The organism is Acidobacteriota bacterium (genome assembly GCA_038040445.1).
Lineage (GTDB): Bacteria > Acidobacteriota > Blastocatellia > UBA7656 > UBA7656 > Onstottus_A > Onstottus_A frigus.
In genome coordinates, this window is record JBBPIG010000041.1 from 1 (window position 1) to 15,688 (window position 15,688).

The 15,688-nt window shown below is 57.5% G+C and carries 13 protein-coding genes and 1 pseudogene; 10 read left to right on the forward strand and 4 right to left on the reverse strand.

The window, feature by feature from the left end; all coding sequences use genetic code 11:
• Both AABO57_26870 and AABO57_26875 read left to right on the forward strand, forming a co-directional pair.
• The coding region (locus AABO57_26870; protein ID MEK6289352.1) for an FG-GAP-like repeat-containing protein at positions 1 to 1,216 on the forward strand (1,216 nt) is incomplete at its 5' end.
• 456 nt (positions 1,217 to 1,672) lie between these two features.
• Positions 1,673 to 3,844: an HYR domain-containing protein gene (locus tag AABO57_26875; GenBank protein ID MEK6289353.1), complete on the forward strand. Its 2,172-nt coding sequence runs from the start codon at positions 1,673 to 1,675 to the stop codon at positions 3,842 to 3,844.
• Here AABO57_26875 and AABO57_26880 read toward each other — a convergent pair.
• The 3 genes from AABO57_26880 to AABO57_26890 all read right to left on the reverse strand — a co-directional run bounded on the left by AABO57_26880 (position 3,801) and on the right by AABO57_26890 (position 4,998).
• A complete protein-coding gene (locus AABO57_26880) occupies positions 3,801 to 4,106 on the reverse strand; it encodes a hypothetical protein (GenBank protein MEK6289354.1) in 306 nt (101 codons plus the stop codon). The two genes, AABO57_26875 and AABO57_26880, sit on opposite strands and share 44 nt — an antisense overlap.
• Before the next feature lie 257 nt (positions 4,107 to 4,363).
• Positions 4,364 to 4,642, reverse strand: coding sequence for a Fis family transcriptional regulator (locus tag AABO57_26885; protein ID MEK6289355.1), 279 nt, complete (start codon positions 4,640 to 4,642; stop codon positions 4,364 to 4,366).
• Between the two features lie 5 nt (positions 4,643 to 4,647).
• Positions 4,648 to 4,998, reverse strand: a complete 351-nt coding sequence (locus AABO57_26890; GenBank protein ID MEK6289356.1) for a type II toxin-antitoxin system RelE/ParE family toxin — start codon at positions 4,996 to 4,998, stop codon at positions 4,648 to 4,650.
• Positions 4,999 to 5,351: 353 nt separating this feature from the next.
• Here AABO57_26890 and AABO57_26895 point away from each other — a divergent pair.
• A pseudogene (locus tag AABO57_26895) lies at positions 5,352 to 6,251 on the forward strand (VCBS repeat-containing protein).
• Between the two features lie 84 nt (positions 6,252 to 6,335).
• On the opposite strand, the gene folP reads toward AABO57_26895, so the two are convergent.
• Positions 6,336 to 7,184, reverse strand: a complete 849-nt coding sequence (gene folP, locus AABO57_26900) for a dihydropteroate synthase (GenBank protein MEK6289357.1) — start codon at positions 7,182 to 7,184, stop codon at positions 6,336 to 6,338.
• Between the two features lie 63 nt (positions 7,185 to 7,247).
• Here folP and AABO57_26905 point away from each other — a divergent pair, with 63 nt between their 5' ends.
• The 7 genes from AABO57_26905 (at position 7,248) to hemC (ending at position 15,407) form a co-directional block, all read left to right on the forward strand.
• Positions 7,248 to 8,495 (forward strand): DHHA1 domain-containing protein, encoded by a 1,248-nt coding sequence (locus AABO57_26905; GenBank protein ID MEK6289358.1) that lies wholly within the window; start codon positions 7,248 to 7,250, stop codon positions 8,493 to 8,495.
• A 105-nt stretch (positions 8,496 to 8,600) separates the two neighbouring features.
• A complete protein-coding gene (locus AABO57_26910) occupies positions 8,601 to 9,836 on the forward strand; it encodes a Phenylacetic acid catabolic protein (GenBank protein ID MEK6289359.1) in 1,236 nt (411 codons plus the stop codon).
• Between the two features lie 150 nt (positions 9,837 to 9,986).
• On the forward strand, positions 9,987 to 11,153 hold the full coding sequence (locus AABO57_26915) for an MFS transporter (GenBank protein ID MEK6289360.1): 1,167 nt from the start codon (positions 9,987 to 9,989) through the stop codon (positions 11,151 to 11,153).
• Between the two features lie 325 nt (positions 11,154 to 11,478).
• Positions 11,479 to 12,219 (forward strand): Crp/Fnr family transcriptional regulator, encoded by a 741-nt coding sequence (locus AABO57_26920; protein MEK6289361.1) that lies wholly within the window; start codon positions 11,479 to 11,481, stop codon positions 12,217 to 12,219.
• 73 nt (positions 12,220 to 12,292) lie between these two features.
• Positions 12,293 to 13,102 (forward strand): cytochrome c biogenesis protein CcsA, encoded by an 810-nt coding sequence (gene ccsA, locus AABO57_26925; protein ID MEK6289362.1) that lies wholly within the window; start codon positions 12,293 to 12,295, stop codon positions 13,100 to 13,102.
• Between the two features lie 76 nt (positions 13,103 to 13,178).
• Positions 13,179 to 14,447: a glutamyl-tRNA reductase gene (gene hemA, locus AABO57_26930; GenBank protein ID MEK6289363.1), complete on the forward strand. Its 1,269-nt coding sequence runs from the start codon at positions 13,179 to 13,181 to the stop codon at positions 14,445 to 14,447.
• An 18-nt stretch (positions 14,448 to 14,465) separates the two neighbouring features.
• Positions 14,466 to 15,407: a hydroxymethylbilane synthase gene (hemC, locus tag AABO57_26935; GenBank protein MEK6289364.1), complete on the forward strand. Its 942-nt coding sequence runs from the start codon at positions 14,466 to 14,468 to the stop codon at positions 15,405 to 15,407.
• Positions 15,408 to 15,688: the final 281 nt, after the last annotated feature.

A 15,688-nucleotide genomic window follows, 5' to 3' on the forward strand; every position in this document is an offset into this window, starting at 1 on the left:
AGTCGCGGTGGGGGATTTCAATGGCGATGGCAAGCTCGATCTGGCGGTGGCGAACGAACTTAGCGCCATCGTCTCGATTCTGTTGGGCACGGGCACGGGCAGCTTTGGGGCGAAGACCGACTTCGGCACTGGCGGCCTCCCACGCTCAGTGGCGGTCAGGGATTTCAATGGCGATGGCAAGCTCGATCTGGCGGTGGCGAACTCTGGTGACAACACCGTCTCGATTCTGCTGGGCACGGGCACGGGCAGCTTTGGGGCGAAGACCGACTTTGGCACTGGCCAAAGTCCATTCTCAGTCGCGGTGGGGGATTTCAATGGTGATGGCAAGCTCGATCTGGCGACGGCGAACGGTAACGGCGCCTCCGTCTCGATTCTGCTGGGCACGGGTACGGGCAGCTTTGGCGCGAAGACCGACTTCGGCACAGACACCTTTCCGTTTTTTCCGTTTTCAGTCGCGGTGGGCGATTTCAATGGCGATGGCAAGCTCGATCTGGCGGTGGCGAACCTTAACGGCGACACCGTCTCGATTCGGCTGGGCACGGGCACGGGCAGCTTTGGGACGAAGACCGACTTTGCCACGGGCAGCCGTCCAGCCTCAGTCGCGGTGGGCGATTTGAATGGCGATGGCAAGCTCGATCTGGCCGTGGCGAACGATAGTGACTCCACCGTCTCGATTCTGCTCAACGCCTGCACCGCGACCACGCCGTGCACCGCTATCGTCTGCGCGGCCAACATCACCACGACCGCCTCGATCAATAGCACATGTGCGGTGGCCACGTTCGCGCCGGTTGCCGGTGACACCTGCCCGGGTGTGACGCCGGTATGCAGCCCACCATCGGGATCCTGTTTCGCAGTCGGCACCACCACGGTGACCTGCACTGCGACAGACGAATCAGGCAACACTGCAACCTGTAGCTTCACCGTGACCGTGTTCAACGTGTGCCTTCAGGATGACAGCAATCCGGGCATTGTGTTTCTGGGCGACACCATCACCGGTGCTTATCGCTTCTGCTGTCAAGGAACAACATTCACCGGCATAGCCAAGGTGACCAAGAAAGGAAGCATCGCAACATTCGAGCAAACCGGACCGGATCGCAAAGTGCTGGCGAAGTACGATGGAGGAGTGTCCAGAGGGTCGGCCTCGATACAATCACAAGTGGCCTCGTGCACGATTACAGACAGAGATACGCGCAACAATAGCTGTTTCTGTCAATGACGTTTAATCGGGAGACGGCCGATTGCTACCGGGCAGTCGGCCTTCTCAATAGTCGTCAAGTGTTTTTGACGCCTCGGTACCTCGCTCGGCCGGTTGTCTCTCTTCGCTTGCCCGTCACAAACCACCACCACCCATCAGCAGCGCCGATAACTTAACCGCCGGCATCATCCAAAAGCACCACACTCAGGAAACATGCAACGGAAGAGGATTCAGCTAAGCGGCTGCCACCCGCACAGAAGCTTCTCAATCCTCAGTAGAAAATGATCGAAGTTTTGCGTCGAAAGCAAACCCGTGCTAGGATTGTGTCGCTTGACGAGCTGAGAGCGCTTCGGACGCCGCTCTCAATTCCTACTTTCCATCAAATCCGATCTGTTGCGGTACATAGCGCCAACGAAAAGCAGCAAGAGAACGATTTCGATTGTAGGAGGCTTTGCGATCTTTCTAGCATTCCTGCTAATGGGACTCGGTTATGGTGACGCACGAACCGCGGCTACCTCGAAGGACGATATTCGCTTAGAGCAGGTGCGAATTGAGGTACTGCTTGACGACCCAGGCGGACACAAACCGGCAGAACCCGGCGCCACGGTCCGCGTGGCGATACTAAGCACCGAGAGCTTTGATGCCACGAGTATCGATCCCGCGAGCATAACTATTGAAGGGGTCCCGGTAGTAAGAAGGAAGAACGGCAAGGCTAGAGCTTCCATTCAGGATGTGAACGGCGATGATCTTATGGATTTGATCGTTCGGGTCAACGCCGAAGGCTTACACATAACTACAGAGCCGAAGAAAATAGCTATGCAAGGAGCGACATTGGATGGAAGGCTAGTTCAAGGCGGGGGTTGTGTTCGGTCCTCTGGCATTCCTTGCGCTGGGGAACTGTTGTCCCCGCCGGACGGGAAAAGCCGGTCAGGCAAGGCCGGCAAGAAGAATGTAAGCATCGCCGCCGTCAACGCGACTATCGTTTCGGCGGGAGCAACGCTCGTTTCTGAAAGCTGCACGCCTCCCAACGGCGCACTCGATCCGAACGAGACGGTGACCGTTAGCTTCTGCATACAGAACACCGGCGTGGGAAACACCACCAAACTCATCGGGACATTGCAGGCGACTGGCGGGGTGACTAATCCGAGCGGCCCGCAAGATTACGGTGTCGTTGTAGCCGGCGGTCCTCCTGTTTGCAGAAACGTCACGTTCACGGTGACAGGTACTTGTGGAGGGACCATCACAGCTTCTATCCAGTTCCAGGACGGCGCGACCAACCTGGGCACCGTGACTTACACCTTCACGCTTGGGACGCTCGTCGTCGTCTTCCAGGAGAATTTCGATGGTGTGACTGAGCCCGCCCTGCCCGCTGGATGGACACCCTCCCAAGGGGTCACACTCATGGGTGGTCCCTTGTGGGTTACCTCTACCACAACGCCAGATACGGCGCCTAACGACGCTTTCTCCACCGCCCCGAATCACACGTTTGACAATCGGCTGGATACGCCTTTGATCGCGATCCTGACTGGGTCAGCTCAATTGATTTTCAGAAACAATTTCGATCTGAACGATTCTGGAGGAGGCTTTGACGGAGCCGTGCTCGAGATTTCTTCTCCGAATATCGAGTCGGGCGATTTCACTGGTATCACCGCTGCCGGTGGAAGCTTCGTCAGCGGCGGCTACAACATGACAATCCCTGAAGACCAACCCAGCGTCATCGCCGGACGATCGGCATGGAGTGGGACCTCCGGCGGATATATAACCACTGTGGTCAATTTACCCGCCGCCGTGGCCGGTCAGTCCATCACGTTACGGTTCCGTTTGGCGTGTGACAATAATGTGGCGAGCGTCGGTTGGAGAATTGACACCATCAGAATAACCGATGGCTTCGTCTGCAGCACAACTTGTCCACCGCCCGCTTGCACGATTACCTGTCCGGGAAACCAGTCGCCGTCGGCCGCGACGGGCCAGTGCTTCGCTGTAGTCACCTATGCCGCTCCAACCACTACCGGCACGTGCGGCACGGTAACCTGTTCGCCGGCTTCAGGCTCGATGTTCCCTATTGGCACGACCATCGTTACCTGCGCTAGCACCGCGGGACCGAGCTGCAGCTTCGCAGTCACAGTAAACGATACGCAGGCGCCGGTGATCACCTGCCCGGGCGACATCACCACCACGACCACTATCAATAGTCCGTGTGCGGTGGCCACGTTCGCGCCTACTGCGACTGACAACTGTCCGGGTGTGACAACGTTATGCAGCCCAGCTTCGGGCTCCTGTTTCGCGGTTGGCACGACTACCGTGACCTGTACGGCTACCGACTCATCGAGCAACACGGCAACCTGCAGTTTCACCGTAAGCGTGTTCAACGTATGCCTTCAGGATGATAGCAATCCGGGAATAGTGTTTCTGGGTAACACTGTCACTGGAGATTATCGTTTCTGCTGTCGTGGAACGATCTTTACCGGCCGAGCCCAGGTAACGAGGAAAGGAAACATCGCGACGTTCGAGCAATTCGGACCGGATCGCAAAGTGCTCGCGAAGTATGATGGAGGAGTAAACAGAGGTTCGGCCTCGATACAATCACAAGTGGCTTCGTGCACGATTACAGACAGAGACACGCGCAACAATAGCTGTGTTTGTCAGTGACGTTTTTGATCGGGAGAAGGCCGATTGCTACCTGGTAGTCGGCCTTCTTAGCCACCAGCACGCACCGAAGAGCGATCAACGCCACGCGCCACCGCAGCGCGAGCCTCACCGCAGGAACCGCGTACAGGAAGTAGGCTAGCAAGGCGAGGCCGGCGATCAGCGCCACGAGCAAGAGCATCGACGGGCGAGCGCCGAAGCTGAACTGGCTCTTTGAGAAGAGCGCTTGCCGGTGATTGAACAGAAAACTTACAACCTGTTCCAAGTATCATCTCCCGTTATGAGTGCGCTCTCCGTCACGATGACGACATGCGATGCAGTCATTCTAATTGTTAACGCGCGAAGCCGCAAAAAGATTTGCGTGGAGTTGACCAAGAAGGGTGGGTCGAGGGCAAGCACGTTTGTCGAAGGGCGAATGCGGCCCGCATTCTTGCCGCGAACTAATTCAGGAAAACCTAATCGCTTATATTCCGGTCGCTGATTCCTGATTCCCTCTTCCTGTCAGGGAATTCGATGAGTAGTTCACGCCAATTCGATCTTGAGCTCCTTGCCAACAGCAAGCGCTAAGCGCTCCAACAACTCCAGGGTAATCGAGGTGTTATCAGGGTCGAGCAAAGAATCCACTTGCGAACGACTCGTCCGCAGTCGCTGGGCGAGTCCCCTTCGACTGATCTTGGCCTCTTGCATGATGTCAGCCAGTTGCAGTACCAGCAATCGCTTGTGGGCTTTGGCTGACACCACCTCGAGAATACCTTCATCGGCTAAGAAGTCATCGAAATTGCTGCCCGTATACTTGTTCATATCACTTACCCGTTAAGCCAAAGATTCCTTCGCCGCCGCGCGAGTTGCAAGTCATGCGGCGGAGTCTTTCGGGATTTCTTGACGAAGCCGTGGAGCAGTGCCATTTGACCCTCGTGTTCGGTAAACAGGACGCGAGCCGCACGACCGCCGCTGAGATGACTCCGCACTTCCCATAAATCGGCTTCCACTTTCCTAACCAGCGGCATTCCTAGAGGCCAACGAAATTGAACCAACTTGATGTCCTCCCCAATGATCTTCCGATCACTCTTGTCCAAGCCTTTCAACCATTCACGAACTGGCTGACGCCCTAACGCCGTGCGGAAAAAGACGACGCTGAGAATGGGACTTGAGCTCATGAGCGTAAAGCGACATCTTCAAGACAAAGAACTCACAATCAAACGAGATCTGAGTATAACAGCATGTGCGAAAGCGTTATTCTAATTGTTCACGCCCCAGGCCGCAAAAAGATTTGTGACGATCTTGGCAGGAAAGCAGGCTCCGAGGAAAGCGAGCATACACATCGAGCGGACACGTTGATGTTAACGCGAGGGTAAGGATGGTTTGAAGATGGTTTCTAGTTGACGCTCAATTCGATCGAGCCGCTGCTCAATCGCCGCAAAGCGCGGGTCTAGAGCAGCAGCGAGCGTCTACGGCGTCAAAGCGAGCGTCTACGGCTAGACCAGAGGCGGCGGCCCAAACCGTTTCGTTTGGCCCGAAGACCGACTTCGGCACGGGCAGTACTCCATTCTCCGTCGCGGTGGGCGATTTCAATCGCGATGGTAAGCTCGATCTGGCGGTGGCAGACTTTGGCGCCGACACCGTCTCGATTCTGCTGGGCACGGGCACGGGCAGCTTTGGGGCGAAGACCGACTTCGGCACGGGCAGCTTTCCAAACTCAGTCTCGGTGGGGGATTTCAATGGCGATGGCAAACTCGATCTGGCGGTGGCGAACACCGGTGACGACACCGTTTCGATTCTGCTGGGCACGGGCACAGGCATCTTTGGGGCGAAGACCGACTTCGGCACGGGCAGCTTCCCACGCTCAGTGGCGGTGGGCGATTTCAATGGCGATGGCAAGCTCGATCTGGCGACGGCGAACGAAGGTGACGCCACCGTCTCGATTCTGCTGAACACCTGCACCGCGAACACGCCGTGCACCGCTATTTGCACCACTACCATTACTCAGATGTGGCCGCCCAACCACGCCTTGGACAACGTGGGCCTGTCTGTCAGCGCCAGCGACAATTGTTCAGGTGCAACTGTCTCGGTCGATGTATTCAGCGACGAGGACGACCAAGAGCAAACCGGCGACGGAAACTTCTCGCCCGACGCTAAAGACATCGCCCCGGGCACTCTGCGGCTGCGTTCTGAGCGCAAGGGCAACGCGGATGGGCGAGTGTATCTGATCATAGTCACAGTGACTGACGCATCGGGCAACGTGTCCCGCTGCTGCAGCACGGTGACCGTGCCGCATAGCCGGAAAGTCTCTGAAATCGAGAGCGTGAATGCACAGGCTGCTGCCGCCTTGGCATATTGCCAGCAGCACGGCAGTGCACCTCAGAACTTCTTCAGAGTTGGGGACGGGGCGGTGATTGGTCCCATCCAGTAGGCCGAGACTTTCGCCTATGAGACGTTGTGTTTGTACGTGCCGGTAACTGGCGGCGCCGATATGAGCTTCGATCTCACGGGCTGCTCATTCGCTCAATATAGCATCGGTGATGCGCGCGACTTCGACCATTTGTTTCACGTCGTGGACGCGAACGATGTGCGCTCCTCGCAGGATTGCCGCCGCTACTGATGCCGCCGTCCCTGAGGTGCGCTCGCCTTCCGGGCGGCCGGTCAAGCGGCCAATAAAGCTTTTTCTGGAAGTGCCAATCATCAACGGGAGGCCAAACACCTCGAAACGATTCAGGTGATTGATGATTGAAAGATTCTGTTCGAGCGTTTTGCCGAATCCTATGCCGGGGTCGATGATTATCTTGGCGCGCTCGACGCCACGCGATTCGGCGGCCAGGATCGCAGTAGCAAGATCGGCCTCGATCTCCGCGAATATATCGGGGCTGGGTTCCATCTTCTGCATTGTCGCCGGCTCGCCTCGCATATGCATTAGCACCAGCCCAGCGCGCTCACGCGCTGCAACATCGGCTATCGCGGGATCAAATCGCAGCGCGCTGACGTCGTTTACGATGCTCGCACCCGCGGCAAGCGCGGCCCCGGCAACTTCGCTTTTATAGGTGTCGATCGCAATCGGGACCCGCAACCTGCCGCCCAATCCGCTCAAAACCGGCAGCACTCGCGAGATCTCCTCATCAGCCGAGAGCCGAGTGGAGCCGGGTCTGGTTGATTCGCCGCCGACTTCGATGATGTTCGCGCCCTCACTCTCCATCTCGAGCGCGCGATCGATTGCCACTGCCGGCTCGAAGTTCTGACCGCCATCGGAGAACGAATCCGGCGTGACATTTAACACGCCCACGACAACCGTGCGCGTGCCGAGCTCGATCGTGGCCCCATCCCTGAGTTTAATGGAGAAAACCTTTCTCATCGGCTGAAGGCTAGCCGCTCGCGACACTCGCGCGCAAGGCACGCACGGCCAGGCCCAATTGACATTGATCGGGCTTCGTATCAACATTGCGGCGCACTTATGCAACCGACTGAACGACTGTACTTCCGCGATTCCAGCTTGCTGGAATTCTCCGCGACCGTTGTCGAGGTGAAGCAATCTGCGCTCGGAGATTGCGTCGTGTTGGATCAAACCGCGTTCTATCCAACAGGGGGAGGTCAACCTAACGATACCGGCGCGCTGGGCGAAGCCAAGGTCCTCGACGTGTTCGAAGATGAAGCGAACGTCATCTATCACGTCGTCCAACCCGCGGGCTCGCTCGAGCCGGGCCAGGGCGTCACCGGAACAATTGATCGAGCGCGGCGGCTCGATCACCTGCAACAACACAGCGGCCAGCACATCTTGTCTCAAGCATTCGTTCAGACCTGCGAAGCCGAAACTCGCTCGTTTCATCTGGGCTCACAGACATCGACCATCGACATCGAGTTGCAGTCACCCACGGATGACCTAATGCGTGGCGCTGAAGATCTCGCAAACGCGATCGTCTTCGAAGACCGGCCGATGCGTGTGCATCTGGTCAATGAAAACGAGGCGGCTCGTCTGCCACTCAGAAAAGAAAGCGCTCTGCGGGGCAATATTCGGGTGATCGAAATCGAGAACTTCGACTGGTCGCCGTGCGGCGGCACTCACGCGGCGCGAACCGGTCAGATCGGGCTCATAGCCATACGGTCATTCGAGCGCGCAAAGAAAATGACTCGCGTCGAGTTCGTCTGCGGAGGCCGGGCGCTCGCCGATTATCGGCTTGCCAGCAATACGGCCCTGGCGGTCGCGCGGTTGTTCAGCTCGGACCGAGAGGGCTCGCCGGAGCTGGTGGCGGCCGCGATACAAGAGAACAAGACTTTGAAGAAGCGCATACGCGATTTGTTGGAGCTGGCGATGAGCGCTGAAGCGTCGGAGCTGCTGGCGGCTGCCCCCGATTCGGGAAGCTTCAAGATAGTCCAGGCGGTGTTCGGCGGGCGCGATCTTGAAGAAGTGCGTGTGCTCGCGTCGAAGATAGTTCAGCGTGAGCCATCGATAGCACTCCTGGCGACCAAGGATGCCGGAGCCGCTCGTTTGGTGTTCGCCCGGTCAGCTTCGCTAACGCAGAATATGAGTCAGCTTCTAGCGGAAGCGTGCGAAGAGTTGGGGGGACGCGGAGGAGGCAAACCTGACCTGGCACAAGGCGGGGGCCCCAATGTTATGAAAGTTGAACAAGCGATAGTAGCGGCATCCGAAAAGCTCATGACTTTCTGAATCGCACGTTGACATCCTCCGGCAGGCTGCATTTGCCTTGAAGTTCGAACGCTCGTTCGATAGCATGCAAAACGTCTGAGCATGGCCAAAGCACCGGGAGGGGTGATGACCTACACGACCACAACCATCACGCAGAAATACCACGACGCGATTGTCGACTGGCAGGAGAAGAACTTCCCTGAGCTCGATATCCTGATGAAGCACTGGGATGGCTACTTCAGGGGCGTGCCGCCGTTTCAATTGTTGGCGAAGGTCGGCGATGTCAAAAGCGATATCATAGAAATCGGGCAGTACACGGGACAGAAACGATTCGAGCACGCGAAGGAAATGGTGGGGAACGCGTTCTTCAGCGCTCGCGATATCGTGCGCGCCCAATGCTCTACCGAGCTTGGCTCCATTCAACAGCACCGCCTCACGCTCGACAACGCCGTAAGCGATAAAGGCAAATTCGCCGTGCTCAGAATCATGGCCGAAGAACTGCGCCACGCCTACCAGATGTTCTGGGTGTTGGATCAGGATCCCACGTGGAAGAAGCCGGGCCTGGGAGACGTCGCCAAGCAGACGATCGAGGAACTGCTGTCGATGGAGCTCGGGAGCCACGTGCTCGACGCTTTCAACATCGACTTCAACGACTTTCTCGATAACGTTACCTACGCCACTGTGATCGACCTCGTCGGCAAGTATCAGCTCGAGATGCAGCAGGTCTTCAGCTATGCGCCGATGGCGCGCAGCATGGGTCCAATGCTGCAAGAAGAAGCATTTCATTTGGGCAGCGGCAGAAAGCTGCTCAAGGAGATCGGGCAGATGGCCGCTCGCGGCGAAGGCGATTACAGCATCGAAGACCTGCAGCGAGCAATGAACCTCTGGTACCCTCGCGGCCTCGAGATGTTTGGCAACGAGCTTGGCGGCGAGACCGCGGTCACATTCGGCTTCAAGGACAAGACGAACGGCACGGCTCAGGCCGAGTACGTCGAGGAAGTGCGCGGCGTCGTTCGCAATGTGAATGTCGGGATCGTTCAAGAGCGGATGCCGAGCAGCTCGCGCGAGGATGCCCACGCGTTGATTGACGAAATTGAACGCAGTGGCGACCCCCAAAGGGGCATCAAGCCCGAGGATCTGATGTCACTGCCCGACGGCAAGTTTTTTCGCAAGCGCGGGCCTGAGGAACTTATCTTCAAACCTTACGGCGTCAGAGGAGAACTGCTCACCAAGGATGGAAACTCGCTTTCACCAGAGGGGTATCTGCAATACCTCTCAACCGTGCTCCCCTCGAAGTTCATCGGAAGCCGGGAATACAATAAGTATGTGAACCAGATGAACGACCACTACGCCGGCAAGTAAGGGCAAAGGGCAAAGAGCAAAGGGCAAAGGGCAACGCGAGGCGGCACCTCTTTGCCCTTTGCCCTTTGCCCTTTGCTCCTTGCCCTTTGCCCTTTGTTGCGCGCTTCGAAAGATTGATGCTATTTTCTGGCTCTTTGCATTGGGGGAGACTTGTCCGATTCGAAGGCATTCTCGGCCATCTATCTGAGCATCGGCCTCAGCTATCTGGGCGTAGGGCTCGTTGCGCCGCTTATCCCAATCCTGCTCGCTGGCCACGGTGAGAACAGCTTCATGGTCGGGCTGATCGGCTCGACGATGTTCACGGCCTTCACGCTTGCCTCCTTCCCCGTCGGAGCGGCGACTGACCGCATTGGTCCGAAGCCGATGCTCGTCGGAGGCCTGATTGTGTACGGCGTGGCGATACTCCTATTCGCGTTTATCAAAGTGACCTGGCTCTTCTTTGCGGTGCGTGCGATCGAGGGTGTAGGCGCCTCGGCCATCTCCGTAGCCACGGAAACAATGATCAACCGGCTGAGCAAGCCCGAGGAGCGAGCCCGGCGCATGAGCTACTACGCGCTTGCAATAGGAATCGGGTGGGCCGCCGGTCCGCTTGCCGGGGCGCTGCTATACCGAATACGGCCAGACGTTCCCTTCATTGGTTGCTTCGTGTTGAGCGTTCTGGCTGCTTTGTTGGCCGCCAGTTTGATCAAGAAGGCGCCTATCGGATCCCATCACGGGGAGGCCATCCTGAGCGTACTCTCGTCGAACATCATTGTGCCCATATCAGCCGGGGCTCTCTACGGCTATCTGATGTCTTCGTTAGTGACCCTGTTCCCACTTTATCTGAAGCTGATCAAAGTTCCAGAAACGGGAATGGCCGCCATAATCACCGCGGTCATAGTCGGCACAATAATCAGCCAGGTCCCGATCGGCCACGCAGCGGACCGGTTCGGCAAGCGCAAGACACTTCTGATCTGCACGGTATTGCTGGGAGGCGTTTTCGCGTTGATGTCTCTTCATTCCGATTGGCGTTTGTTCCTCGCGACTGGCGTCCTGTGTGGCGCCTTGGCTGGAAGCCTGTATCCGATCGGGCTGGCGTTGATCGGTGAGATCGTCAGGAAAGAACGGCTTGGCGCGGCGACTGCGACCTTCTCGCTCGCATTTGGACTGGGGAGCCTGATCGGTCCTTCCATGTCGGGGTTCGCTATGACTCACTTCAGCGATTCGAAATGGCTCTTCTACCTGCCCTCGCTTTTGTCCGCGGCGTTCGCTTTGGAGATCGTCTTGCTCTACCGAAGGACCGCTGGTCGATCTCACGCGACCGTGGAACAGAGTTAGCCGGTTCTGCCCTTTTTTGCCACGTTAACTCCCCTTCGCCCTTACGATCTAAGGAACTACGGTTGTGTTTGTGCTGTGGCTTACTGATAGCGCAAACAACCTCATTGTAAGTTCACCCGCCATCCTGCTACAATTTCAGAGCTTGAGACACGAGGGGAGATGAAACTGTAGTAAGAGTCTGTTAACATCGCGTGGCAGGCGCGCAGACTCGATAACAAAGCAACCTCGAACAAATGCAGACCAGGCCGCTGTCGCCTTCCGCTAAAAGAACAGGACAGTGGCTAACATTAACTTCGGAAGAACCTGGGCTAGAGAGGTGATTGAATTGGCTAAGGGAACAAAGACAAAAAGAAAAAGACGTACCAAGGGACCGAGCGAGAAGATTCGCTCGTTGGCAGCCATAAGTCTCGCCAACAAAGTTGGCTACTTGAAGCTGTCTGACTTGGTAGGACAAAACAGCAGATCCGCCGAGAACGCGATAGAAAAAATGCCCAAGCGCAACTTCAAGGCGGGCGACGCAGTCTATCCTTCATCTCACAAAGGCCCGATGGCTTGCCTTGTGAGGAGCGGGAAGGTAAACATCGTTCGCACCGCTTCGACCGGCCGCGACTTCGACGTTAAGTCAGTCGAAGCGGGCACGATCTTTGGGGACATGCCAACGCTGGGGCAATCAATGTTGGGCGCCAAGGCCGTTGCCGCGGAACCATCCAAGGTAACATTCATTGGCCCGGCCGAGTTCGAAAAACTCGCTTCTGCTTCGCCGTCGGTTGCGCTCAACCTGGCTCGCCAGATAGGGCCGCGACTGGTGGATGCCGAAAGAAGGCACGAGCAGTCTGCCTTCCAACCGGTGACTTCAAGGGTGGCGTCGCTGCTTCTTAAGCTCGGCGGTGGGAGCAAGGAGGTCAGCGGGTACACTCATCAGGAGATGGCCGATATGCTTGGAGTGTATCGCGAGACCGTGACGAACGGCATCGCCGAGTTGAAGCAGGATCACCTTATCAAGGTTGGCCGAAAGCGGATTACAGTGCTTGACGTCTCGGCCCTTCGAAAGATGGAGACGATCTGACCGCTTCGTTGCCTTGAGGACCGAACGGCGAGTAGAATTAGCTGTTGCTGGAATACTCGCCGGAGTCGGCCCTATGGAAATCCTCTGGATCATCATACTCCTGGGCTACGCCGTGTGCGTAGCCCAATCTATTTTTGCGCTGACAACCAAGCGGCCGCTGATGAGAAAGACTGCTCTGGCCGCGCTGGGGATCGCTCTGGGCGCGCACACGAGCTGGCTTTTCCTTCGCGGACTAGGCACGGGCAGATTTCCGCTCGTCGGAACCCAGGAGATGTGCGCGTTTCTCGCCTGGGGCCTTGTCCTTTCAACCCTGATAGCGTATCGGTGGTACCACGCGAACGCGCTTAAGGCTTTCATCTTCCCGATCGTGTTGGTGCTGGCGGCAATCGCCGCGATTTCACCGGGCGAGACCGGTCAGCCTCAAGAGTTCAGCAATACCCTTCAAAGTATCCTGTTGCCCGCGCACGTGGGACTGCTACTGCTGGCTTACGCGTCGTTCTTCGTGGCTTTCGGCGCGGGTGTGATGTATATCGTTCAGGAGCGCGAGCTAAAGCACAAGCGGTTCGGTACGATCTTTTACAGACTTCCCTCACTGGATACCTGCGACGCGATTAGTTCCCGGGCCATGGCGATCGGGTTTGTGCTGATGACGCTGGGAATCGTCGGGGGGTTGTGGTACTCGTATTCCCGCTACCACGTATACTGGCAAGCGGGCCCTCTCGAAATATTCTCCGTCGTCACCTGGCTGCTCTATCTGGTCATCATCCAATCGAGAATAAACGCCGGCTGGGGCGGACGGGCCGCGGCTCTCGCTTCGATCTTAAGCTTCATAATCGTGATTTGTAGCCTGGTGGGAGTCCGTTATCTGGGACACGCGTTTTGAGGACCAGAGCCTCAGAGGCCGGGGGTCCGAGGTTAGACCGGCTGAGCCCAAAGCTCCGATGTCTGACTTCTAAGCAATGAACATCGTACTCATAGGATTGAGCCACAAGACAGCGCCGCTCGAGATGCGCGAGCGATTGGCGTTCGGCGAGCCGCTGCTCCCGGATGCGCTGGCCAGGCTCGTCGATCAGGAGATATTAGAAGAGGTCTTGATAGTCTCGACCTGCAACCGGGTCGAGTTGATAGCATCAACGCCGTCTGGCGCCGACCGCGGGCTGGATTGCCTGGCGCGCTTTCTTAGTGACTTTCACCAGCTACCACCAAATACGCTAAACGGTCACGTCTACAAGCACGCCGACGCCAATGCCATAAAACACCTGTTTCGTGTCGCCTCGAGCCTGGATTCGATGGTCGTTGGAGAATCGCAAATACTCGGTCAGGTGAAGGAAGCTTATCAACACGCGATCAACGCCGGGACGATCGGGCGCGTGCTCAGCCAGTTGATGCATCGCGCGCTGACAGTCGCAAAGCGAATTCGAACAGAGACCGGAGTCGCGCAAAACCCGGTATCGGTCAGCTCAGTCGCCGTCGAGCTCGCCAAAAAGATATTCGGAGACCTTTCGGACAAGACGGTGCTTCTGGTGGGCGCCGGCGAGATGGGCGAACTCGCTGCGCGCTGCTTGATCGAGGCCGGCACCAGCAATCTGATCGTGACCAATCGCAGCGCCGCCCGCGCCGACGAGATCGCAAGCCGGTACTCGGGCGGCGCGGTGAACTTCGCAGCCTTCTACGATGCGCTGCCGTCCGCTGACATTGTGCTTTGTTCGACTGGCGCTCCCGACTACGTCATTCGTCGCTCCGAGACCAAGCGCGCCCTCAAGTCTCGAAAGAAGGGTCCGGTGCTTTTCGTCGACATCTCGGTCCCAAGAAACATCGATCCCGGCCTCGCCGGTCTCGAGAACGTCTTTCTGTTTGACATCGACGATCTCGACTCGGTCGTCAAGACTAACATCCGCGAGCGCGAACTGGAGGCTGAGCGTGCCGAATCAATAATTGATGCCGAGGTTCAGCACTTCGTCGAGCAACTGCGGGCGCTGGATATCGGTCCGGCCGTCGTTGAAGTCAAGGAACTTCTCTCGCAAATCGTAGTGAGCGAGTTCAAACGGAATCGAAAACGCCTGGGGCATCTGAGTCCGGAACAGGAAACGGCTATTGAAGACGTCTTGATCCCGGCGCTGGTCAATAAGCTTTCACATCCGATGATCGTCCACCTGCGCAACGCGGCAAGCGACGGCAAGCCCACCCAGATGGTCGAAGAACTCCGCAAGATGATTCGGATCGATTGATTGGAAGTGTGACCATTGATTCAGAAGATCACTATCGGAACACGCGGCAGCCTGCTGGCATTGTGGCAAACCAACTGGGTCAAGACTCAGATAGAGCAGCTCCATCCGGGCATCGAAGTTGAGATCAAAGTCATTTCAACAAAAGGCGACCGCGTGCTCGACGTCTCGCTTCCAAAGCTCGGCGAGCAAGGCAAGGGGCTGTTCACCAAAGAACTGGAAGACGCTATCCTCGAACACCGCGTGGACCTCGCTGTTCATAGTCTCAAGGACCTGCCCACCGAACTCCCGGCTGGCTTGCGCATTGGCGCCATATGCGAGCGCGAAGACGTGCGCGATGCGATTGTCGCTCGCGGCCCGGTCAACTCTTTCAGCGAACTGCCCGAGCGCGCCCTGATCGGCACAAGCAGTCTTCGCCGCCGGTCGCAGCTTCTGGCGGCGCGGCCTGATCTTACTATCGAGCCTGTTCGAGGCAACGTCGACACGCGGCTCCGCAAGCTCGACGAAGGTCAGTTCGATGCCATCGTGCTGGCCAGCGCGGGTCTTCATCGGCTTGGACATGCCAATCGCATAACCGAATACCTCAGCGAAGACCTCGTCCTGCCGGCAGTCGGTCAGGGCGCGCTTGCGATTGAGACTCGCGCTGACGATTCTGCGACCGGCGAGATCATTCGCGCGCTCGATCACGCGGCGACCCGCCTGGCTTGCGGTGCAGAGCGCGCCTTCCTGAAGGGTCTGGGCGGTGGGTGCCTGGTTCCGATTGCGGCTCTTGCGACGATTGAGTCCGAGGTGATGACTTTGACCGGACTGGTCGCGACGCCTGATGGTACGCAAGTCGTGCGCGATCGGCGCAGCGGTCCATCGCGGGATGCTGAATTGATCGGCCGGCAGCTTGCGGATGAGTTGCTCGCACGTGGAGCTGAAAGGCTACTCGGTTCGTCGAGATCTGATCGTCCTGGTTGAACGGCTTTTAAGCCGCTTGAGATGAACCGGAGTAGTAAGAAGGGCTGCCGCACTGAATCAAGCCAGCCCGCTTGAGCAACCGCGAAAGACGGCCGTGCAGTTAATAAATGAGGATGTACCTGCCGCACGCCCTTCAGTAATGAGTATGGAACAGCAAACAGCAAATCGCCTCGTAGCGTCTCAAGAGCTGAGCCTGATGCAGACGCAAGTATGTTTGAAGCCAGGCCGGTAGCCTGCGCGCCTTCGTCCGTGCGCGCTGCTTGTTGTGGCTTAGTGCAGAT